We start from the raw sequence: 20,676 nt of genomic DNA on the forward strand, positions 1-20,676 counted from the left end.
TCACGCCCCGCCGCGGAGGATGGAGTTGCCCTCGTGGGTGGCTTCGGTGGTCGCGATGTCGAGGTCGAGCCGGCCGCTGAGTCCGTAGAAGGCGACGGGGTTGCGCCACAGGACGCGGTCGACGTCGTCCTCGGTGAAGCCCTCGGCGAGCATGAGGTCGCCGACTTTGCGGGTCTTGAGGGGGTCGCTGCGGCCCCAGTCGGCGGCGGAGTTCACCAGGACCTGTTCGGGGCCGTAGGAGCGCAGGATCGCGATCATCCGCTCCTCGTCCATCTTGGTGTCGGGATAGACGGAGAACCCGAGCCAGCAGCCGCTGTCCTTGGCCTCCTTGACGGTGGTCTCGTTGAGGTGGTCGATCAGGACCCGGTCCGTCGGCAGGGCGGATTCGCGGACGACGTCGAGGGTGCGGCGCAGACCGGCGAGCTTGTCGCGGTGCGGGGTGTGGACCAGTGCGGGCAGTTGATGGTCGGCGGCGAGCTGGAGCTGGGCGGCCAGGGCGGTGTCCTCGGCGGGGGTCATCGAGTCGTAGCCGATCTCCCCGACGGCGACGACCTGGTCCTTGACGAGATAGCGGGGCAGTTCGTCGAGGACGGGGAGGCAGCGCGGGTCGTTGGCCTCCTTGGGGTTCAGGGCGAGGGTGCAGTGGTGGGCGATGCCGTACTGGGCGGCGCGGAAGGGCTCCCAGCCCAGCAGGGCATCGAAGTAGTCGAGGAAGGAGGCGGGAGAGGTGCGGGGCTGGCCGAGCCAGAAGGACGGCTCGACGACGGCGCGGACGCCGGCGTCATGCATGGCCTGGTAGTCGTCGGTGGTCCGGGACGTCATGTGGATGTGGGGGTCGAAGATGCGCATCAGGACTCCTTGCCGTGGGTGCCGTCCGCGCCGCTGTGGCCGTGGTCGGCGGCCGGCGCGGGTGGGGTGGCGGTGGGGTCGGTCAGGGTCAGGACGCGGTGCAGGTCCTCGGGCACGGGACGGCCGGCGGCGGTGCGTTCGGCGGCGTAGTCGCCGAGCATCCGGGCGAGTTCGGCGTCCGCGTGGGCCCGCCGGTCGAGGTCGGCCACCTCGGCGACGGGCACGCCGGTGAACAGGCACTTCAGGACGGCGTGGCGCCACTGGTGGGCGTCGAGGTGGCGGGCGGCGTAGGGGCCGACGGCGGCGGCCAGGAGGCGGGTGTCGTTGGTGCGCAGGGCGTCCTCGACGAGCGGGAGGGCCTCGGGGCCGGGCACGAGGTGGGGCAGGGCGTGCAGGACGGCACGGCGTTCGGCGGCGGTGCCCTGGGAGTAGACCCGGGTCAGGGCGGCGGTGTCGGCGTGGGCCGCGTGCAGGATCAGGATGCGGGCGGCGTCGGCGTGTTCGGGGCCGCAGCGGCGTCCGGCCTCGGCGAGGCGCAGCTCCCACACGGAGATGGGGCCGTGGGCGCCGGGGTGGGCGGCGGCCTCGTCGAGGGCCTGGTCGAGCCAGGCGCGGGCGGTTTCGCCGAGGTGTTCGGCGAGTTGGCTGTGCAGGTTGTGCAGCGGGGTTCGGGCGAGGGTGGTGCCCTGGGTGTCCGCGGCAGGGGTTGCCTGGTGGGCATGAGCGTCAGCGTGGGTCATGGGGTGCTTCCTTGTGAGAGCGCCTCTGCCTGACGGAGGAACGGGAGGGAGAGTTCGGCGAAATGGGGGCCCGCGTGGGAGTGGCGGGGCAGTTCGACGACCGTCAGGCCCCGGTAGCCGGTGTCGGCCAGGGCGGCGAGGACCGGCGGGAAGTCGATGTCGCCGTCGCCGAAGGGGAGGTGTTCGTGGACGCCCCGGCGCATGTCCTCGATCTGGACGTGGCGCAGCCAGGGGCCCGCGGCGCGTATGCAGTCGGCGGGCGGCAGGGGTTCGAGGCACTGGCAGTGGCCGATGTCGAGGGTCAGACCGAGGGCCGGCGGGTCGCCGAGGGTGGTGCGGAGGTGGTGGAAGTCGGCGAGGGTGGCGAGGAGGTGGCCTGGTTCGGGTTCGACGGCGAGGGGGATGCCAGCGGTGGTGGCGGTGTCCAGGACGGGGGCGAGGGTCTCGGCCAGGCGTTTCCACGCCGTGTCCGGGTCCGTGCCCGTCGGGGTGATGCCGCTGAAGCAGTGCACGGCGTGGGCGCCGAGGTCGGTGGCGACCTGGACGGCCCGGACCAGCAGGTCGACGCGGCGGGCGCGGTCGTCCGGGTCGGGGTCGAGCAGCGAGGGACCGTGTTTGCGGCGCGGGTCCAGCACATAGCGGGCGCCCGTCTCGACGGTGACGGTCAGGCCGAGCGCGTCCAGTCGGTGCGCGAGGCGGCGGGTGCGGGCGGCCAGGTCCGGTGCGAGGGGGTCCAGGTGCATGTGGTCGAGCGTCAGACCGACACCGTCGTAACCGAGATCGGCGAGCAGGGTCAGGGCGTCGTCCAGGCGGAGGTCTGCGAGACCGTTGGTGCCGTAGCCGAAGCGGAGGGGGGTGACACGGGGTGCGGGTCGGGGCGGGGCGAGGGGGTCGGTCATGTGACGCTCACCTTTCTCGCGAGGCGTCCTGCCAGGGGGGCGAGGGCGGTGGTGAGCAGAGCCGTGGCGGTCGCGCCCTTGGTGCCCGAGCGGGCGGTCAGGGCGGCCTGGAGGGGGATCGTGGCTCGGATGCCGGCAGTGACGGCTCGTTGGGTGAGCGGGGGTGAGGGGTTGAGGGTGGCGTGGAAGTAGGAGCGGGCGGTGGTGCTCGCGTAGGTGGCGGCCAGGGCGAGACGCAGGGCAGTGCTCGTGTCGAGGGGTTCGGAGTCGGCGCCGGGCCGGCGCGGTCGGCGTGGCAGCGGGGACACCGCCGCGGCGGCCGGGTCCGCGAGGGGCGCCGGGCTCGCCAGGTCGCGCGCTCCGGTACCTCGCCGGGTTCCGTCGGTCCGGTCCGACGGGAACGCACGCCGTCGAGTCAGCGTCCGCGTCAGCGCGGCAGTCGCGGCAAGCGCTGCGAAGGGGGCCAGGGGTGCGCCGCCCTGGGCTTCACGGCGGGACACGGTGGTGACCGCGAGAGTGTGGGCGCTGAGCAGTGCGGCGGAGGGCAGGGCTCGGCGGAGGCTGCGTACGGCACCGGGAACGGCTGCCGCACCCCGGGCCGGCCGACGCTCGTCGGCGACGGTCGTGACCCACGTACGGCACGCACCGACCTTCCGGCCCACACCGCCCGCCCCAGCCTTCGGAGTAGAGACGCCTGTGGCCTCCACTCGGACCGCACCGCCCTCGCGGCCCCCGTCATCCACCGCACTCCTCCGACCCGCGGCGTCGGCCCCGGCTGTCGCCGCCGCGCCGAGCAGCAGGTCCAGTCCTCGTGCCGCTGCCATGGCGAACGGTCCTGCCGGGGTGTTCTTCAGGGCCAGGTCGTACGCCCAGACCGTGGCCGCGAGGGGTACCGCGACCGTGAGGGCGGGGCGGCCCGCGCAGGCCGCCAGGGTGAGGCCCGCGCCGGTGAGGGCGCAGGCCGCGCCGAGGGCTGCCGTGGGGTGGATACGGCCGGAAGGCAGGGGGCGGTGGGGGCGTTCCACGGCGTCCACGTCGCGGTCGGCCCAGTCGTTGAGGGCCATGCCGGCCTCGTAGAGGCAGACGGAGGACGCGATGGCGAGGAGGGTGCGGGAAGTGGGCCGTGCGGAGGCTGCCGCCGCTCCGGCGAGGGCGTCGCCGGGAACGGTGAACAGGGCCGGGAGGCGCAGGAGTTCAGCCCAGGCGCGGGCGCGGCTGGTGTGCGCACGCCCCGGTGAGGGGGTGGGTGGGGAGGCCTCCTCGAGCGAGGTCGTGCGGAGGGGTGTCGTCGGCCCGCCCACCCCCTCGGACCGGCCGTCCACCGCTGCCCTGCTCGCCTTCATCGCTGCTCCCCCGTGCCGTCGCCGTGAGCCGTGTTCCGGCCGCGGCCGTCTCCCGGCAGGACCCCGGTGGGCCGTGCCCGGAGCCGTTCCGCGAAGGCCATCAACTCCGCGTACTGCTCCCCCAGTCCCGAAGGCCCCTGCCCCACCGGGTCCTTGAAGTAGAAGCCCAGCTCGCCCAACGGACCGGACAGGCCCCGCTCCTGAGCGCGGGCGGCCAGGCGGGCCAGGTCGAGTACGAGCGGTGCGGCCAGGGCGGAGTCGCAGCCCTGCCAGGTGGTCTGGAGGATCATGCGGGTGCCGAGGAAACCGTCGAAGGCGATGTGGTCCCAGGCGGTCTTCCAGTCGCCGAGCGCGGGGACGTCGTCGATGTGGACCTCGCCCTCGGGGGTGGTGGCGAGGGTGTCGGCCAGGACCCGCTCCTTGCCGGCGTTCTTCGCCGCGGCGGCCGCCGGGTCGGCGAGCGAGGCTCCGTCGCCGCCGCCGAGGAGATTGGTGCCGGACCAGGCCCGGACCGTCAGGGCGCGCTGGGTGAACATCGGGCCCAGGACGGACCGGAGCAGGGTCTGGCCGGTCTTGCCGTCGCGGCCCGCGAACGGAAGGCCCGAGGACTCGGCCAGTCGCCGAAGGGAAGGGTGGTGCAGGCCCGTGGAGGGCGTGAAGTTCACATACGCGCAGCCTGCCCGCAGGGCCGCCGCCGCGTAGAGGGAGCTCGGGGGCAGGGCGTCGCCGGCCGGGGCGGGCTCGGTGGAGGCCACGTTCACCACGACCGCGCGCGCCAGCCGGCACCGTCGTACAAAGGACCGTATGTCCGCGGCGAAGGCGGCGATCAGGTCCTCCTCGGTCCTGGTGTCGCCGGGGAGGGGACCGCCTGGTCTGATCTCCCGTTCGGCGGCGGCGAGTTCGGCGCTCACCGCGGTCGGCAGGCCGTGTGGCAGGACGCCGCCGGCCGCCAGGGCCTCCGCCCTTTTGGGCAGGGGGCAGTCCAGGGTGTCGTGGCCGCCGAAGACCAGGGCGGACAGGGCGGGCAGGCCGCTCTCGGTGAAGGGCGGGGTCTCGGTGATCAGGCCCGTCGGCGGATGCAGGCCCGCGGTCATGGCGGCGCAGCCCGCGACGACTGTGGTGGCGACGGAACCGCGGGCCCCGATCAGCCAGACGCCGACGCGCGGTACGGATTCGGACGCGGACATGGCAGCCTCCTTGCCGAGCACATGGGTGAGCAGACCCTGCGACGTAGGGATGGACGACGAGGGGTGAAGACGGCGGGCGGGAGTCCGGCGTCCCCCGCCCGCCGTCGCTCAGTCGCCCTGCGAAGCCACCGTCGAGGAGGCCTTCGCGGGCAGTTCCCTGATCCGGATGTCGCGGAACGACACCTGGTCGTCGGCTCCGTGGTTCTGGATGCCGACGTGCCCGTCACGCAGGCTGCGGGCCGGATCGGTGTTGGTGAAATCGTTGATCTTCACGCCGTTGAGCCAGACGCGCAGGCGTTCGCCCTGCACGCGGATCTCGTACGTGTTCCACTCCCCTGGCGGGTTCAGCGCACGGTCGCGCTTGTTCAGGTCGGCGGAGCGGAAGCCGTAGACGGACCCTGTCGTCTTCTCGGGTACGTCGGTGGCGTCGATCTGGATCTCGTAGCCGTTGTCCACGGCGGACCAGGGGTCGTCCGAGGGTGGGAAGCCCACGAACACACCGGAGTTGTCGTCCCCCGAGGCGCCGGCCATCTTCCAGTCGAGCTTCAGCGAGTACGACCCGAGGCTCTGCCCGGAACCGGCGTACCAGAGCATCCCCATGCCGCCCGACGACGTGAGTGTGCCGTCGTCGGACAGGGTGAAGGAGCCGGGGCCCGCCTGTTTCCAGCCGGCCAAAGAGTCGGCGGTGCCGTCGAAGAGCGGACGGTAGCCGTTCTCCGGTCGGCAGTCGGCCTGTGCGGCGCCGGTCGCATACCGGATTCCGCCCAGCAGGTGGCCGCGGAAGGCGGGATCGGCGTACGACTCCTTGGTGTGGCCGAAGCCGGTGTAGAAGGCCCGGCCGCCCTGGTAGTCCTGGCACCAGGCGATCGGATGGTCGCCGTTCATCGTGCCGCCGGTGTACGACGACTCGTCGAGGGAGGCCAGGACATGGACCCGGTCGCGCGGGTTGGTGCGGTAGTTGTACCACTCGTCGGTGCGGTTCCACGTCCGGGAGAGTTCTGACGTGGCCGGGTGGGCGCGGTCCTCGACCACCACGGTGGCCGGTTGGATCGCCGGGTGCGACTGGAACCAGGCGCCGGCGAGGCCGCCGTAGAACGCCCAGTCGTACTCGGTGTCGGCGGCGGCGTGGATGCCGACGTATCCGCCGCCGTGCCGGATGTAGCCCTCGAAGGCGCGCTGTTGGGTGGGGTCGAGGACGTCTCCGGTGGTGGAGAGGAACACGACCGCGTCGTAGCGGCGCAGGTTGCGGGGCGTGAACGCGGCCGCGTCCTCCGTCGCGTCGACCGAGAAGCCGGCGCTCGCGCCCAGTTCCCGTACGGCCGCGACTCCTTCGGGGATCGAGTCGTGCCGGAAGCCGGCCGTCTTGGAGAAGACCAGCACCCGATCGCCGTCCGCGGAGTGCGACGCGGCGGGTCCGGACACGCAGCCGAGGAGCAGGGCAGCTCCCACAACCGCCGTCGTCCATCGTCCAGTTGTGTGCATACGAGCCCCTCCTCTCAGCCGGTCGTGAAGGTGAAGTCGTCCACGTCGAACAGGGCGCCGGTGCCGCTGCCCTTGAAGACCAGGTACAGGGTGGTGGTGCCCCTGGGTGCGCGGGACAGGCCCGCGGTGACGTCCTGGAAGGTCTCCCAGCCGCCGGTCACCGGCACGGTCGCCTTGCCGAGCAGGGTGCCGGTCGCGGACCCCGCTCGGATCTCCAGCGTGCCGCCGGCACCGCCGGAGGACACCCTCGCCGATACGGACTTGGCGTTGCTCAGCACGTACGGGGTGAAGGAGATCCAGTCGCCGTTGTCGATGTCGCCGACCGTGTTGCCGCCGTGTGCCGTGTCCTTGGCGATGACCGAGACACCGGAGCCGGTGCCGAAGTGCTCGGCCTGGCGGTGCCTGGGCTGCAGGACGCTCTGGTCGTGGGTGGTCAGCGGGGCCTGGCCGCCGCCACCGTTGTCGGTGTACTCGGCGTCCATCACGCCGAAGATGTTGGCGTCCTCGTCGTGGCCGCCGTCGGCGCTGGTCTGGAGGGTGCCGGTGCAGCCGTTGGCGGAGGTGACGGGGTGGCCGTGGCTGTCGTGGCCGAGGACGAAGGTGACCTTGACCTTGGCGCAGTCGATGGGCCGGCCGTCCTCGGGGTCGCTCACGCGGACCTTGAACGGGATCGCGTCTCCGAAGCTGAACAGCTGGCCGTCCTGCGGCAGTTCGAGGGTCACCTTGGGGGCGGTGTTGCCGACGACGATCTGCACGCTTGCGCTGCCGGTGCGGCCGGAGGGGTCCTTGGCGGTCAGGGTCGCGGTGTAGGTGCCGTTCTTCTTGTACTTGTGTGTCGGGTTCGCCGCCGTGGACGTGCCGCCGTCGCCGAAGTCCCAGCTGTAGGTGAGGGCGTCGCCGTCCTGGTCGCTGGTGCCCGCGGAGGAGAACCGGACCCGCAGCGGTGCCTGTCCGGACGTCCGGTCGGCCGATGCCTGGGCGACCGGGGAGTGGCCGTCGGTGGCGTTCTCGATGCGGTACAGGGCGGAGTTCTCGTCGCCGCCGAACCAGGAGACGCCGTAGTCGAGGACGTACAGCGCGCCGTCGGGGCCGAAGGCCATGTCCATCACCTGGGTGCCGGTCCAGGGGATGTCGTTGATCGACTGGACGGTTCCGTCGGAGTCGCTGGTGATCCGCTTGATCCAGCGGCGGCCGAACTCCCCGGCGAAGAAGTCGCCGTCGTAGGCCTCGGGGAACTTCACGGGTGAGTCGAGTGCGGGGTCGTAGTGGTAGACCGGGCCGCCCATCGGGGACTCGGAGCCGGTGCCGAACTCGGGTACCGATCCGTTGTCGTAGGGGATCCAGGCGGCCTGCGCGGGGGGAAGGTCGGTGAGGCCGGTGTTGTGCGGGGAGTTGTTCTTCGGCGCGGCGCAGTCGAAGGCGGCGCCCGAGGTGCCGGTGGCGAAGTCGTAGTCGACGTAGGCGTCGTTGTCGCCGGTGCAGTACGGCCAGCCGAAGTTGCCGGGGCCGGTCACCCGCGCGAACTCGACCTGGCCTGCGGGGCCTCGGGCCGGGTCCGCGGCACCGGCGTCGGGGCCGTAATCGCCGACGTAGACGATCCCGGTCTGCTTGTCGACGCTGAAGCGGAACGGGTTGCGGAAGCCCATGGCGTAGATCTCGGGCCGGGTCTTGTCCGTGCCGGGCGCGAAGAGGTTGCCGTCGGGGATCGCGTAGGAGCCGTCGGCGTTGACCTTGATGCGCAGGATCTTGCCGCGCAGGTCGTTGGTGTTGCCGGCGGTGCGCTGGGCGTCGAAGACCGGGTTGCGGTTCGCGCGTTCGTCGATGGGGGTGAACCCGTCGGACTGGAAGGGGTTGGAGTCGTCGCCCGTCGACAGGTAGAGGTTGCCGGCCGCGTCGAAGTCGATGTCGCCGCCGACGTGGCAGCAGATGCCACGGGTGGCGGGGACGTCGAGGATCTTCGTCTCGCTGGCGGTGTCGAGGGTGCCGTCGGTCTTCAGGACGAACCGGGAGAGCCGGTTGACGCCGTCGAAGGGCGCGAAGTCGGCCGCGGTGCCGGTCTCGGGGGCGTCGCCCGCCGGGGTGTTCAACGGAGGTGCGTAGTACAGGTAGACGAAGCGGTTGGTGGTGAACTGCGGGTCCACGCCGACGCCTTGGAGGCCTTCCTCGTCGTGGGAGTAGACGTCGAGCTTGCCGGCGAGGCGGGTGGTGCCGGCCGCGTCGGTGATACGCAGTTCGCCGTCGCGTGAGGTGTGCAGGACCGAGCGGTTGGGGAGGACGGCGAGCGACATGGGCTCGCCGACCTCCGGTTCGCCCTTGGCGAGGGTGACCTGCTGGAAGTCCTCGGCGGCGGCCTGAGCGGCTCCCTGCTCGGCGACGGATGCGCCTGCCTGGGGAGCGGCGAGGGTGAGGGAGGCGCCGGCCAGCAAAAAGCCGGTGAGCAGGGCCGCCGCTCTGCGCCAGGGGGCACGTCGTCTGTTGGTCTCGATTCTGTCGGTACGGGTGGTGCGGTCTTTCCCGTGCACGGATGCCTCCGGAGTGGGGCCGGTTGTACGGGCGGGTGCGGTACGCCGGGATGCGCCGTCATCCCGGAACTGACCAGTGCGGCTTACTCGTTGCCGCCGAACGCCGCGTCGAACGAGGCCGACGGCGGCTCGAAGTCGTACGCCTTCAGTCGGTTCAGTGCCTCAGGTGCGCCCTGGAGCCGGTCCATGCCGGCGTCCTCCCACTCGACCGAGATGGGGCCCTGGTAGTCGATGGAGCGCAGCATGCGGAAGACGTCCTCCCAGGGGACGTCACCGTGGCCCGCGGAGACGAAGTCCCAGCCGCGGCGCGGGTCGCCCCAGGGCAGGTGGGAGCCGAGGCGGCCGTTGCGGCCGTCGAGGCGCTTGCGGGCTTCCTTGCAGTCGACGTGGTAGATCCGGTCGCGGAAGTCCCACAGGAAGCCGACGGGGTCGAGGTCCTGCCACACGAAGTGGGAGGGGTCGAAGTTGAGGCCGAAGGCCGCCCGACCGCCGACTGCCTCCACCGCGCGCTGGGTCGTCCAGTAGTCGTAGGCGATCTCGCTCGGGTGGACCTCGTGGGCGAACCGCACGCCCTCGGCGTCGAAGACGTCGAGGATCGGGTTCCAGCGTTCGGCGAAGTCCTCGTAGCCGCGGTCGATCATCGACTCGGGGGCGGGCGGGAACATGGCGACCAGGTGCCAGATGGCGGAGCCGGTGAAGCCGATGACGGTGTCGACGCCGAAGGCGCGTGCGGCCCGCGCGGTGTCCTTGATCCGGTTCGCGGCCCGCTGCCGGACGCCTTCCGGGTCGCCGTCGCCCCACACCTCGCCCGGCAGGATGGCCTGGTGGCGTTCGTCGATGATGGCGTCGCACACGGCCTGGCCGACCAGGTGGTTGGAGATCGCCCAGCACTTGAGGCCGTACTTGTCGAGCAGCGCGTGCCGGGAGTCCAGGTACGACGGATCGGCGAGCGCCTTGTCGACCTCGAAGTGGTCCCCCCAGCAGGCGAGTTCGAGTCCGTCGTAGCCGAAGTCGCGGGCGAGGCGGCAGACGTCTTCGAGGGGGAGGTCGGCCCACTGGCCGGTGAAGAGCGTGAACTGGCGCGGCATTTTCCGGAGCCTCCTCAGACGGCTATCGGGGTGTAGACGGAGTTCTTCTCGGCGCTCTCCTCCACGGCCGCGAGCACCCGCTGGACCTGGAGCCCGTCGGCGAAGGAGGGTTCGGGGCGGCGGCCCTCGGCGATCGCGTGGACGAGGTCGCGGGCCTGGTGGACGAAGGTGTGCTCGTAGCCGAGGCCGTGGCCGGGCGGCCACCAGGCGTCCAGGTAGGGGTGGTCGGGCTCGGTGACGAGGATGCGGCGGAAGCCGGCGTGCGCCGCGGGTTCCGTGGCGTCGTGGTAGGAGAGTTCGTTGAGGCGTTCCAGGTCGAAGGCCAACGAGCCGCGCTCGCCGTTGAGTTCGATGCGCAGGGAGTTCTTGCGGCCGGTGGCGTAGCGGCTGGCCTCGAAGGAGGCGAGGGCGCCGGAGGTGAGGCGCCCGGTGAACAGGGCCGCGTCGTCGACGGTGACCTGGCCGGTGCCGGTCCCGGAGGCGGCGGCGAGGCCCTTGACGGCGCCCTGGGCCAGCGGCCGTTCCCGTACGAAGGTCTCCGTCAGGGCCGAGACGCCGGACAGTGGTTCTCCGGCCAGGTACTGGGCGAGGTCGACGATGTGCGCGCCGAGGTCGCCGAGCGAGCCCGAGCCGGCCTGTTCCCGGCGCAGCCGCCAGGTCAGCGGGAACTGCGGGTCCACGAGCCAGTCCTGGAGGTAGGTCACCCGCACGTGCCGCAGTGTGCCGAGCCGTCCTTCGGCCACCATCCGGCGGGCCAGCGCGGTGGCGGGCAGCCTGCGGTAGTTGAAGCCGACCATCGCCAACTGGCCGCGCCTGAACGCCTCTTCGGCGGCAAGGGTCATCACCTGTGCCTCCTCGACGGTGTTGGCGAGGGGTTTCTCGCACAGCACGTGCTTGCCCGCGGCGAGCGCGGCGAGCGCGATCTCGGCGTGGCTGTCGCCGGGGGTGCAGATGTCGACGAGGTCGACGTCGTCCCGCTCGATCAGCGCCCGCCAGTCGGTCTCGGCGGCCGCCCAGCCGTGCCGGTCGGCGGCCCGGCGCACGGCTTCCGCGTCCCGTCCGCAGATCGCGGCGAGCACCGGGCGGCGGGGCAGGTCGAAGACGCGTCCGACGGTCCGCCAACCCTGGGAGTGGGCGGCACCCATGAAGGCGTAACCGACCATGCCGACCCGGAGCGGCGGCACCTCGGCCTCTCCTGACTGCTGCGGCTGTGCCATGCGCGATGTCCTCCTCGTCGTCGTGGCGCGGTGGGGGGTGCAGCCCGGTCCGTCGACGAACCGGGCACCTGGGACCTGCTCCTCGGATCGCTCCGGCCGGGACGCGCTGCTGCTCACAGCGGGCTCGGCCCGTAAGCCAGGCCCCGGATCGGTACGCCTCACTTGAAGCCGGTGGACATGTACTGGTCGACGTTGGTCTTGTCGACGACGGCCGAGTAGAGGGTGAGCGAGGCCGGGATCTCGAACTCGGAGAGGCCGCCGATGCCCTTGGACTGGCCGAGGGCGCGGGCGAGGTCGATCGCGGAGGCGGCCATGGTCGGCGGGTAGAGGACGGTCGCCTTGAGGACGCCGTTGTCCTGCTTGATGGCCTGGAAGGCGGACAGCGCGCCCGCGCCGCCGACCATCAGGAAGTCGTCGCGGCCGGCCTGGTCGATGGCGCGCAGCGCGCCCACGCCCTGGTCGTCGTCGTGGTTCCACACCGCGTCGAAGCTCGACTGGGCCTGCAGGAGCTGGGCCATCTTGGCCTGCCCGGACTCCACCGTGAACTCGGCGGCCTGGCGGGCCACCTTCCTGACGTTCGGGTAGTTCTTCAGGGCGTCGTCGAAGCCCTTGGTGCGCTGCTTGGTGAGTTCCAGGTTGTCGAGTCCGGCCAGTTCGATGACCTTGGCGTTCGACTTCCCCTTGAGTTTCTCGCCGATGTAGTGGCCGGCGTTGAGGCCCATGCCGTAGTTGTCGCCGCCTATCCAACAGCGGTACGCCTGCGGGGTGTTGAAGATGCGGTCCAGGTTCACGACCGGGATCCCGGCGCGCATCGCCTTGAGCCCGACCTGGGTGAGGGCCTTGCCGTCCGCGGGCAGCACGACCAGGACGTCGACCTTCTTGTTGATCAGGGTCTCTATCTGGCCGATCTGCTGGGCGGTGTCGTTGGAGCCCTCGGTGATCTCCAGGGTGACGTCCGAGTACTTCTTCGCCCGGTTCTTGGCGTTGTCGTTGATGGCGTTGAGCCAGCCGTGGTCGGCCTGGGGTCCGGCGAAGCCGATGGTGACCGGCTTGCCGGGCGAGTCGGAGGCGGCCGGCTGGTCGTTCGCGGCGGGCTCGTCGTCGCCGGAGTCGTTGCTGGTGCAACCTGCGAGGAGGGCACCGGCCCCGACGGCGGCGGTCCCGAAGAGCAGCCCTCTGCGACTGGTGAAGCGGCTCATGTGCTGTGGCATGGCGGTGAACCCTTTCCTCAGGTCGTGCTTGCGGTACGGCGCTGGACCAGCACGGCGGCGACGATGATCGCGCCCTTGGCGATCTGCTGGACGTCGCTCTGCAGGTTGTTCAGGGCGAAGATGTTGGTGATCGTGGTGAAGATCAGGACGCCGAGCACGGAGCCCGTGATGGTGCCGCGGCCCCCGCTGAGCAGGGTTCCGCCGATGATCGCGGCGGCGATGGCGTCGAGTTCGTAGAGGTTGCCGTTGGTGTTCTGGCCGGAGCCGGACAGGACGATCAGCAGGAAGGCGGCGATGCCGCAGCACAGTCCGGACAGCAGGTAGAGGTAGAGGCGCTGGCGGCGGACGTCGATGCCGGCGAGCCGGGCGGCCTCGGCGTTGCCGCCGACGGCAACGGTACGCCGACCGAAGGTGGTGCGGTTCAGCACCAGCCAGCCGATGATCGTCACGACCGCGAAGACCAGGACGAGCGGCGGGATCCCGAGAACGTAGGCGTCGCGCTCCCCCAGGTCGAGGACGGAGGACACGGTCACGACCTGGGTGCTGCCGTCGGTGATCTGCAGGGCGAGTCCGCGGGCCGAGGCGAGCATGGCGAGCGTGGCGATGAAGGGGACCATCGCGCCGTACGCGATGAGCAGCCCGTTGACCAGGCCGCAGCCGACTCCGACGATCACCGCGGTGAAGAGGATGCCCGCGAAGCCGTACTCCTGGGTGGCGACGGTGGTGGCCCACACCGAGGAGAGGGCGACGATCGCGCCGACGGACAGGTCGATGCCGCCCGAGGTGATGACGAAGGTCATGCCGACGGTGACGACACCGATCACCGAGGCCTGGGTGAGGACGAGTTGGAGGTTGCGGGTGTCGAGGAACTCGTCGGGCTTGGTGATGCCGCCGATGAGGACCAGTACGGCGAGCACACCGAGGAGGGAGAGGGTGCGGACGTCGGCGTGGGCGAACACCCCTCGCCAGGCGGGCGGTTCGCTCACCGAAGGCACTTTGTCGGCGCTTCCCCGGGGCGGGGACACATGTTGCGTCATGACGCCGGGCTTCCTTCCATGACGAGGTCGAGTACACGGTGTTCGTCGAGCTCACGGGCGGGCGCCCGGTGGACGACACGGCCCTCGCGGAGCACCAGGACGCGGTCGGCGAGGCCGAGCACCTCGGGGACCTCACTGGAGACCAGCAGCACGGCCAGCCCTTCGTCGGCGAGGCGCCTCACGACGGCGTACAGCTCGGCGCGGGCGCCGACGTCGACGCCCCGGGTGGGTTCGTCGAGCAGCAGGACGCGGCAGCCGCGCAGCAGCCAGCGGGCCAGGACGGCTTTTTGCTGGTTGCCGCCGGACAGGGTGCGGATCGGCACGGAGGGGTTGTCGGGCCGCAGGGACAGTTCGCGGGTCGCCGCCCGGGCCGCGCCGAGTTCGGCGCCCCGGTCGATCCAGCCGGCCCGGGAGAAGCGGGACATGGAGGAGACGGAGACGTTGCGGGTGACCGACTCCAGCATCAGCAGGGCCTGCGCCTTGCGTTCCTCGGGGGCGAGCCCGATCCCGGCGCGAACGGCGGCGCGGACACTGCCGGGCTTCAACGCCGCGCCGTCCACGGTGACTTGACCGGCGGTGGGCTTGCGGGCGCCGTAGATCGTCTCCAGGATCTCGGAGCGTCCCGAGCCGACAAGTCCGGCGAGGCCCACGATCTCCCCGGGGTGGACCACGAGGTCGAGGGCCTCGAACTCGCCTGCCCGGGCCAGGCCCTTGACCTCCAGAACCGGCTCACCACCAGGTCCCGCCACAGGCCGCTCGGGGAAGACGTACTCGACGTTGCGGCCCGTCATCAGCGCCACGACCTCGCGCGTCGGCGTCGATTTCGCGGGCAGTCCGACGGCGACGGCCCGGCCGTCCTTGAGGACGGTCACCCGGTCGCCGATCCGCCGGATCTCCTCCAGGCGGTGGGAGATGTAGACGACGGCGACGCCCTCGGCGGTGAGGTCGCCGACGATCCGGAAGAGGTTGTCGACCTCGTCCGGGTCGAGGGCGGCGGACGGCTCGTCCATCACGATGAGCCGTACGTCGTGGGAGAGGGCCCGCGCCATGGACACGATCTGCTGCTGCGCCGCCGGCAACTCCCCGACGAGGCGCGCCGGATCGATCTCCGGGTGGCCGAGCCGTCGCAGCAGTGCGGCTGTCGACCGACGGGCCGCCTTGCCCCGTACGACGAACCCCGCGGCCGTGGGTTCATGGCCGAGGTGGACGTTCTCGGCCACGGACAGGTGCTCGACCAGGTCGAGTTCCTGGTAGATGGTGGCGATGCCGAGGCGCATGGCGGCGATCGGTGAGCGGAGGGTGACCTCCTCGCCGCGCCAGCGCAGCCGGCCGGTGTCGGGCTGGTGGGCGCCGGCCAGCACCTTGATGAGGGTGGACTTCCCGGCCCCGTTCTGGCCGAGCAGACAGTGCACTTCACCGGCCTGGACGTCGAGGTCGACGCCGTCGAGGGCCCGGACTCCGGGGAACGTCTTGGTGATGCCGGACATGCTGAGCAGCGGTGGTTCTGGTGCCATGAGGTCCCCTTGGCGGGCGTGCGGGCCGGTTTCAGGGCAGGGCGAAGCAGGGCGCTGTGCTGGAGGGGCCGGGCGCGGCGGGAAGGGCCGCAGCCGAAAGGGCCGTACCTGGATGGCTTACGCGGGTGAGAACAGGTGGTCGCTGATGAGCCGGGCCGCGCCGATGACTCCGGCGGTGGGGCCCAACTCCCCCAGAACGATGGGCAGGTTGCCGGTCGCCAGGGGCAGCGACTGGCGGTAGACCTGGGTGCGGATCGCGGCGAGCAGGGTGTGGCCGAGGCCGGTCACCCCGCCGCCGATCACCACCAGGCCCGGGTTGAAGAAGGAGACCAGTCCGGCGATGACCTGACCGGTCCGGTTGCCGCCCTCACGGATCAGGTCGAGGGCGGTGGGGTCGCCGGCGGCAGCGGCGGCGGCGACGTCGACCGCGGTCAGACCGCCGTTCGCCGTGCGCCGTGCGGCGAGTTCCTCGGAGCGCCCCTGCTCGACCGCCTCCACGGCGTCCCGGGCGAGGGCCGCCCCGCTGAAGTGGGCTTCGAGGCAGCCCCGGTTGCCGCAGGCGCACGGGCGGCCGTCGGGCACGGCCTGGATGTGCCCGATGTCGCCCGCGCTGCCGGTCACCCCGCGGTGCACCTCACCGCCGGCGACGATGCCGCAGCCGATGCCGGTGCCGATCTTGACGCAGAGGAAGTCGCCCACGGAGCGTGCCACGCCCGCGTGCATCTCCCCCATCGCCATCAGGTTCACGTCGTTGTCGACCATGACCGGACAGCCCAGTTCCTGGCTCAGCGCCTCCCGTACGGGGAAGCCGTCCCAGCCCGGCATGATCGGTGGAGCCACCGGTACGCCCTCGGGGAAACGGACCGGTCCCGGGACGCCGATGCCGGCGCCGTCGAAACCCTCCGCGAGCCCCGAGGCCCGCAACTTCGCGGCCATGGTCAGGACTTGCTCGAAGACCGCGACCGGGCCCTCGCGGACGTCCATGGGCTGGTTGAGATGTCCGAGGATCTCCAGTTCGGCGTTGGTGACGGCGACGTCGACCGAGGTCGCGCCGATGTCCACGCCGAGGAAACGCAGGTTGGGGGCGAGCCGGATGTTGTGGGAGCGGCGCCCGCCGCGGGAGGCGGCGAGTCCGTCGGCCACGATCAGGCCCGTCTCCAGGAGCCGGTCCACCTCCACGGCCAGCTTGGACCGTGACAGGTCGACCTGATCGCCCAGTTGCGCACGGGAGTTGGGTCCTCCATCGCGCAACAGCTTGAGCAGCCGGGCCTGATGCGCGTTCGCGGGTCGTGCCGTCATGCGTCTCACGAGCCCCTCCCCGCCTCATTCGGCCACCAGTTGCCGGGCTTTCGAGGGGAACGTAGCAGCGGCTGCCGAACCTGGGAAGAAGCTGTGCAGAGATTGATGCCGACTTTCCCCACTCACAGGACAAAGACGTGTCCGCACTCTGGCGTCCCGGCGCGTGGCCGCGCAGGATGGACGCGAGGGGCGGGGAGCGCATGTTCCTGGTGACGGGTGCGACGGGGAAGGTGGGTGCCGAACTCGTGCGGGTGCCGGCGGAGTCCGGCGGGCGGGGAGACCGTGGTGGGAGATATGACCGACTCGAGACCGTACGGGCCGCACTGGACGGCGCGTACGGGGGCTGTTCCTGATGCCGGGGTACGGCGGCCAGGGGCGGATTCTCGCGGACGCGCGGGCAGCGGGCGTGCGTCGCATGGTCCTGCTCTGCGGTCTGTCGGCGGGTATCGGGGACCGGGACAACGCACTCGCCGGCTATCTACCGACCGCGGAGGACGCCGTACGCGACTCGGGCCTGGCACGGACGTTCGTCCGCCGACGAGCTTCATGACCAACGCGCTCCGGCTCGCGGGCCAGATCCGCGAGGGCGACACGGTCCGGGTGCCGTTTCCGGCCGCGTGGACCACCGAGTTCGCGGGCCGGGTTCTCGGAGTCACCGACCCGAGGCGCTGTGGCACGCCGACCATCCTGGACGAGTCCGGCACTGGGCGCACGCACCGCGCACCTTCGCCCGCCGGGCCCGGGACCGCGAGGACGCGTCCCCCTGAGGTGATTACGACCGCTGGCGGGCGTGATACGACGTCCGCGTGTGCTCGGTGTGTTCCCGCATCAGCTCGGTGGCACGCCGCTCGTCACGGTCGGCGATCGCAGCGATCAGTTCACGGTGCTCGATCCACGACTGCCGGCCACGCTGGCGGGCGACCGGCGTGTAGTACCAGCGCACCCGACGATCCACCTGCCCCGCCAACTCCGCCAGGACCGCGTTGCCCGCCAACTCCATGACCTTCGCATGCAGCCGGGCATTCAAAGCGACCGCGGCATCCACATCATCGGCCTCGACCGCCTTCTCACCCTCCGCACACAACGCCTCCAGCGCCGCGACACCCGCGCTGCCCGCATTCGCGGCAGCCAGCCGAGCCGCTTCAGCCTCCAACAGGGTGCGCACGGTGAGGAGTTGATCCGCCTCCTCATCCGTCGGCTCATGCACGAACGCCCCCTGAGCCGGCCGCAGATCCACCCACCCCTCGGTGTTCAACCGCTGCAACGCCTCACGCACCGGCTGCCGCGACACCCCCAGATGACCCGCCAACTCACTCTCCACCAGATGCTGACCCGGCTGCAGAGCACGCGTCGTGATCAACTCCAGCAACGCCTCGTACACGCGGTCACGCAGCGGGCCGGGACGTTCCAGCTTCGGCACGGCTCCCTGCGGCAGTCCCGTCGACAACATCGCGGTCCCCCTCCTCGGCGGCGGACACCCCCGTACACCCCTGACTGCTTGCCTTTTGTCTACAGTCTACGGCGCACAGGGGCCAGGTAAACCGTGAGTCGGCCTCGTCACATCCCGCCCGTCATGGACAGTGGACGACCTGACCGGCGTAGGACAGGTTCCCGCCGAACCCGAACAGAAGCACCGGGTCACCGGTGGAGATCTCGCCCCGCTCGACCAGCTTGGAGAACGCGAGCGGAATGCTGGCCGCCGAGGTGTTCCCGGACTCCGAGACGTCGCGGGCCACGACGGCGTTGACCGCACCGATCTTCTCCGCGAGCGGATCGATGATCCGCAGGTTCGCCTGGTGCAGCACGACGGCGGCGAGGTCGGCGGGGGTGAGCCCGGCGCGTTCGCAGGCCTGCCGGGCCAGCGCCGGAAGCTTCGTGGTCGCCCAGCGGTAGACGCTCTGCCCCTCCTGCGCGAACCGCGCCGGCTCGCCCTCGATCCGCACGGCGTGCCCCATCTCGGGCACCGATCCCCACAGCACCGGCGAGATGCCGGGCACGTCGGCGCCCTCGACGACCGCCGCGCCCGCCCCGTCGCCGACGAGCACGCACGTGGTGCGGTCGCTCCAGTCGGTCACCGCGGACATCTTGTCGGCGCCGATCACCAGCGCCCGGGTCGCCGCACCGGCCCGGACGGTGTGGTCGGCGGTGGCCAGCGCGTGGGTGAAGCCGGCGCAGACCACGTTGACGTCCATCGCGGCGGGCGAGGGGATGCCGAGCCGGGCGGCGACCCGGGCGGCCATGTTCGGGGACCGGTCGACGGCGGTCGAGGTGGCGACCAGGACCAGGTCGATGTCGGCGGGGGCGAGCCCGGCCGCGGCCAGCGCCTTGGCGGCGGCGTGCGAGGCGAGCTCGTCGACCGGCTCGTCGGGACCGGCGATGTGGCGGGTCCGGATCCCCACCCGGGACCTGATCCACTCGTCGCTGGTGTCGACCAGGCCCGCCAGTTCCTCGTTGGTGAGAACCTTGGCGGGCTGGTAGTGGCCGACTGCGGCGATCCGCGAGCCGTTCATGGGGGGTCCCCCTCGTTGCCTTGGGTAGCCGGATCCCCCAGTCTGATCAGTGACTCGCGGGTACGCGGGCACGTAAGGCCACAGGAAACGGGCGCCCGAGTTGTCGGCTTCCCTCACCCCTCGGACGCCCGGACACCTGCCGAACGGTTACTTGGTGAACAGCTGCGTCGCCTTCTGGACGAGCTCGTAGAGCCCGTAACCGAGCGGCGCGCCCACCCACACCCAGGCCAGGGCGATCAGCGGACGCCGGTCAGGCGGACTCTGGCTGCTGTCGGGCTGTGACATCGGCGGCCTCCCTCGGTGCGGGAATGTGGTGACGGGCACTGACGGGGCGGACCAGCTCGTTGGCGACGAACCCGACGACGAGCAGCCCGATCATGATCACGAAGGACATCCCGTAGAGGGCGGAGCCGCTCTTGCCCGCGTCCTCCTGCCGGTCGGCGATCCAGTTCACGATCAGCGGTCCGAGGACACCGGCCGTGGACCAGGCGGTGAGCAGCCGGCCGTGGATGGCCCCGACCTGGTAGGCCCCGAAGAGATCCTTCAGGTAGGCGGGGACCGTCGCGAAACCGCCGCCGTAGAAGGACAGGATCACCAGCGCGCACAGGATGAACAGCGGCTTGGAGGAGTCGCCGAACAGGGCGATGAGCCCGTACATCACCGCACCCACGCCCAGGTAGACGCGGTAGATGTTCTTCCGTCCGATCAGGTCGGACGTCGACGACCAGCCGATACGGCCCGCCATGTTGGCCGCCGACAGCAGCGCGACGAAGCCGGCCGCGGCCGACACCGAGACCGGCGTCGAGGTGTCCTGGAAGAAGTCGGTGATCATCGGGGCGGCCTTCTCCAGGATGCCGATGCCCGCGGTCACGTTCATGCAGAGGACGACCCACAGACACCAGAACTGGGGTGTGCGCACGGCGTTGCGCGCCGAGACCTGCGGCCCTTCGAAGGCACTGGGGGCGCTCTCGACCGGCTTCTCGCTGCGCGGCACGCGCACCAGCAGGACTCCGAGGAGCATGAAGACGGCGTACGACAGCCCGTGCACGAGGAACGCGAGCGCGATCCCGGAGCTGTCGGAGCCGAAGGACTCCAGCATCTGCGCCGACCAGGGCGAGGCGATGAGCGCGCCGCCGCCGAAGCCCATGATGGCGATGCCGGTGGCCATGCCGGGCCGGTCCGGGAACCACTTGATCAGCGTGGAGACCGGCGAGATGTAACCGATGCCGAGGCCTATGCCGCCGACGAAGCCGTAGCCGAGGACGATCAGCCAGTACTGCTCGGTGGCCGCGCCCAGCGCGGAGAGCAGGAAGCCGGAGGAGAAGCAGATCAGCGCCACCGTCATCGCCCAGCGCGGCCCGTTGCGCTCCACGAGCGTGCCGCCGAACGCGGCGGACAGGCCGAGCATCACGATGCCGAGCTGGAAGGGCAGTGCGCTCTGCGTGCCGCTGAGACCGAGCGCGGACTCGAGCGGCGGCTTGAACACGGACCAGGCGTACGCCTGCCCGATGGAGAGATGGACCGAGAGAGCGGCCGGGGGGACGAGCCAGCGGCTCCACCCCGGGGGCGCGACAGGGGGACTCATGATCCCGGACGGTAGGAACAAACGAGATGGTTGAAAAGGCGGCGCGTCGACCGTATGCGATGAGCGGTATCCAGCACGCGACGAACGGTCGAACGGGCCGGTGCGCAGGGTGGGTTGGGCCACCTTCGCACTGTTGCCACCCTTCGACTCCAGCCCATACTGTAGACAATATGTCGTCAGGTGTACGGGATCG

18 protein-coding genes are annotated in these 20,676 nt (G+C 71.2%); 1 reads left to right on the forward strand and 17 read right to left on the reverse strand.

Annotated features, from left to right (window positions below; translation table 11 throughout):
• The 13 genes from ACGFWE_RS06865 to ACGFWE_RS06925 all read right to left on the reverse strand — a co-directional run bounded on the left by ACGFWE_RS06865 (window position 1) and on the right by ACGFWE_RS06925 (window position 16,388).
• Window positions 1-849 (reverse strand): TatD family hydrolase, encoded by an 849-nt coding sequence (locus tag ACGFWE_RS06865; protein WP_352381205.1) that lies wholly within the window; start codon window positions 847-849, stop codon window positions 1-3.
• Window positions 849-1,589, reverse strand: a complete 741-nt coding sequence (locus ACGFWE_RS06870) for an EboA domain-containing protein (protein WP_393598398.1) — start codon at window positions 1,587-1,589, stop codon at window positions 849-851. The genes ACGFWE_RS06865 and ACGFWE_RS06870 overlap by 1 nt, the downstream gene beginning before the upstream one ends.
• Window positions 1,586-2,488, reverse strand: coding sequence for a sugar phosphate isomerase/epimerase family protein (locus tag ACGFWE_RS06875; protein ID WP_393598400.1), 903 nt, complete (start codon window positions 2,486-2,488; stop codon window positions 1,586-1,588). Before ACGFWE_RS06875 ends, ACGFWE_RS06870 begins: the two co-directional genes overlap by 4 nt.
• Window positions 2,485-3,831, reverse strand: a complete 1,347-nt coding sequence (locus ACGFWE_RS06880) for an SCO3242 family prenyltransferase (protein WP_393598402.1) — start codon at window positions 3,829-3,831, stop codon at window positions 2,485-2,487. Before ACGFWE_RS06880 ends, ACGFWE_RS06875 begins: the two co-directional genes overlap by 4 nt.
• On the reverse strand, window positions 3,828-5,018 hold the full coding sequence (locus ACGFWE_RS06885) for an inositol-3-phosphate synthase (protein WP_393598404.1): 1,191 nt from the start codon (window positions 5,016-5,018) through the stop codon (window positions 3,828-3,830). Before ACGFWE_RS06885 ends, ACGFWE_RS06880 begins: the two co-directional genes overlap by 4 nt.
• Before the next feature lie 108 nt (window positions 5,019-5,126).
• Window positions 5,127-6,500 (reverse strand): ThuA domain-containing protein, encoded by a 1,374-nt coding sequence (locus ACGFWE_RS06890; protein ID WP_393598406.1) that lies wholly within the window; start codon window positions 6,498-6,500, stop codon window positions 5,127-5,129.
• A 14-nt stretch (window positions 6,501-6,514) separates the two neighbouring features.
• Complete coding sequence (locus ACGFWE_RS06895) at window positions 6,515-9,022, reverse strand: PQQ-dependent sugar dehydrogenase (RefSeq protein WP_393598408.1); 2,508 nt, start codon at window positions 9,020-9,022, stop codon at window positions 6,515-6,517.
• An 83-nt stretch (window positions 9,023-9,105) separates the two neighbouring features.
• The gene (locus tag ACGFWE_RS06900; RefSeq protein ID WP_393598410.1) at window positions 9,106-10,110 is read right to left on the reverse strand and encodes a sugar phosphate isomerase/epimerase family protein; all 1,005 of its coding nucleotides are present in this window, start codon (window positions 10,108-10,110) and stop codon (window positions 9,106-9,108) included.
• Between the two features lie 14 nt (window positions 10,111-10,124).
• Complete coding sequence (locus ACGFWE_RS06905; RefSeq protein ID WP_393598412.1) at window positions 10,125-11,327, reverse strand: Gfo/Idh/MocA family protein; 1,203 nt, start codon at window positions 11,325-11,327, stop codon at window positions 10,125-10,127.
• A gap of 158 nt (window positions 11,328-11,485) precedes the next feature.
• Window positions 11,486-12,526, reverse strand: coding sequence for a substrate-binding domain-containing protein (locus ACGFWE_RS06910; RefSeq protein ID WP_393598958.1), 1,041 nt, complete (start codon window positions 12,524-12,526; stop codon window positions 11,486-11,488).
• 29 nt (window positions 12,527-12,555) lie between these two features.
• Window positions 12,556-13,575, reverse strand: a complete 1,020-nt coding sequence (locus ACGFWE_RS06915; RefSeq protein ID WP_352381225.1) for an ABC transporter permease — start codon at window positions 13,573-13,575, stop codon at window positions 12,556-12,558.
• Complete coding sequence (locus ACGFWE_RS06920) at window positions 13,572-15,089, reverse strand: sugar ABC transporter ATP-binding protein (protein WP_393598414.1); 1,518 nt, start codon at window positions 15,087-15,089, stop codon at window positions 13,572-13,574. Before ACGFWE_RS06920 ends, ACGFWE_RS06915 begins: the two co-directional genes overlap by 4 nt.
• A gap of 117 nt (window positions 15,090-15,206) precedes the next feature.
• The gene (locus ACGFWE_RS06925; protein ID WP_352381229.1) at window positions 15,207-16,388 is read right to left on the reverse strand and encodes an ROK family transcriptional regulator; all 1,182 of its coding nucleotides are present in this window, start codon (window positions 16,386-16,388) and stop codon (window positions 15,207-15,209) included.
• Between the two features lie 352 nt (window positions 16,389-16,740).
• Here ACGFWE_RS06925 and ACGFWE_RS06930 point away from each other — a divergent pair, with 352 nt between their 5' ends.
• Complete coding sequence (locus tag ACGFWE_RS06930) at window positions 16,741-16,938, forward strand: hypothetical protein (RefSeq protein ID WP_393598416.1); 198 nt, start codon at window positions 16,741-16,743, stop codon at window positions 16,936-16,938.
• 222 nt (window positions 16,939-17,160) lie between these two features.
• Here the strand turns inward: ACGFWE_RS06930 and ACGFWE_RS06935 are convergent, their stop codons facing one another.
• From ACGFWE_RS06935 to ACGFWE_RS06950, 4 genes are all read right to left on the reverse strand, one after another.
• Window positions 17,161-17,838, reverse strand: a complete 678-nt coding sequence (locus ACGFWE_RS06935; RefSeq protein ID WP_393598418.1) for a GntR family transcriptional regulator — start codon at window positions 17,836-17,838, stop codon at window positions 17,161-17,163.
• Between the two features lie 121 nt (window positions 17,839-17,959).
• Window positions 17,960-18,898 carry a beta-ketoacyl-ACP synthase III gene (locus ACGFWE_RS06940; protein ID WP_352381234.1) on the reverse strand — a complete coding sequence of 313 codons (939 nt, stop codon included), beginning with the start codon at window positions 18,896-18,898 and terminating at the stop codon, window positions 17,960-17,962.
• A 147-nt stretch (window positions 18,899-19,045) separates the two neighbouring features.
• Complete coding sequence (locus ACGFWE_RS06945; protein WP_352381235.1) at window positions 19,046-19,183, reverse strand: hypothetical protein; 138 nt, start codon at window positions 19,181-19,183, stop codon at window positions 19,046-19,048.
• Window positions 19,149-20,483, reverse strand: a complete 1,335-nt coding sequence (locus tag ACGFWE_RS06950) for an OFA family MFS transporter (protein ID WP_352381237.1) — start codon at window positions 20,481-20,483, stop codon at window positions 19,149-19,151. The genes ACGFWE_RS06945 and ACGFWE_RS06950 overlap by 35 nt, the downstream gene beginning before the upstream one ends.
• Between the last annotated feature and the right edge of the window lie 193 nt (window positions 20,484-20,676).

Origin of the sequence: Streptomyces sp. NPDC048523, assembly GCF_043199815.1 — a bacterium.
In the GTDB taxonomy this organism is placed as follows: domain Bacteria; phylum Actinomycetota; class Actinomycetes; order Streptomycetales; family Streptomycetaceae; genus Streptomyces.

What these genes read in the sequence shown, in the direction of transcription:
- ACGFWE_RS06865 (WP_352381205.1), bottom strand. Translation starts at nt 849, where the DNA reads ATGCGCATCTTCGACCCCCACATCCACATGACGTCCCGGACCACCGAC.
- ACGFWE_RS06870 (WP_393598398.1), bottom strand. Translation starts at nt 1,589, where the DNA reads ATGACCCACGCTGACGCTCATGCCCACCAGGCAACCCCTGCCGCGGAC.
- ACGFWE_RS06875 (WP_393598400.1), bottom strand. Translation starts at nt 2,488, where the DNA reads ATGACCGACCCCCTCGCCCCGCCCCGACCCGCACCCCGTGTCACCCCC.
- ACGFWE_RS06880 (WP_393598402.1), bottom strand. Translation starts at nt 3,831, where the DNA reads ATGAAGGCGAGCAGGGCAGCGGTGGACGGCCGGTCCGAGGGGGTGGGC.
- ACGFWE_RS06885 (WP_393598404.1), bottom strand. Translation starts at nt 5,018, where the DNA reads ATGTCCGCGTCCGAATCCGTACCGCGCGTCGGCGTCTGGCTGATCGGG.
- ACGFWE_RS06890 (WP_393598406.1), bottom strand. Translation starts at nt 6,500, where the DNA reads ATGCACACAACTGGACGATGGACGACGGCGGTTGTGGGAGCTGCCCTG.
- ACGFWE_RS06900 (WP_393598410.1), bottom strand. Translation starts at nt 10,110, where the DNA reads ATGCCGCGCCAGTTCACGCTCTTCACCGGCCAGTGGGCCGACCTCCCC.
- ACGFWE_RS06905 (WP_393598412.1), bottom strand. Translation starts at nt 11,327, where the DNA reads ATGGCACAGCCGCAGCAGTCAGGAGAGGCCGAGGTGCCGCCGCTCCGG.
- ACGFWE_RS06910 (WP_393598958.1), bottom strand. Translation starts at nt 12,526, where the DNA reads ATGAGCCGCTTCACCAGTCGCAGAGGGCTGCTCTTCGGGACCGCCGCC.
- ACGFWE_RS06915 (WP_352381225.1), bottom strand. Translation starts at nt 13,575, where the DNA reads ATGACGCAACATGTGTCCCCGCCCCGGGGAAGCGCCGACAAAGTGCCT.
- ACGFWE_RS06920 (WP_393598414.1), bottom strand. Translation starts at nt 15,089, where the DNA reads ATGGCACCAGAACCACCGCTGCTCAGCATGTCCGGCATCACCAAGACG.
- ACGFWE_RS06925 (WP_352381229.1), bottom strand. Translation starts at nt 16,388, where the DNA reads ATGACGGCACGACCCGCGAACGCGCATCAGGCCCGGCTGCTCAAGCTG.
- ACGFWE_RS06930 (WP_393598416.1), top strand. Translation starts at nt 16,741, where the DNA reads ATGCCGGGGTACGGCGGCCAGGGGCGGATTCTCGCGGACGCGCGGGCA.
- ACGFWE_RS06935 (WP_393598418.1), bottom strand. Translation starts at nt 17,838, where the DNA reads ATGTTGTCGACGGGACTGCCGCAGGGAGCCGTGCCGAAGCTGGAACGT.
- ACGFWE_RS06940 (WP_352381234.1), bottom strand. Translation starts at nt 18,898, where the DNA reads ATGAACGGCTCGCGGATCGCCGCAGTCGGCCACTACCAGCCCGCCAAG.
- ACGFWE_RS06945 (WP_352381235.1), bottom strand. Translation starts at nt 19,183, where the DNA reads ATGTCACAGCCCGACAGCAGCCAGAGTCCGCCTGACCGGCGTCCGCTG.
- ACGFWE_RS06950 (WP_352381237.1), bottom strand. Translation starts at nt 20,483, where the DNA reads ATGAGTCCCCCTGTCGCGCCCCCGGGGTGGAGCCGCTGGCTCGTCCCC.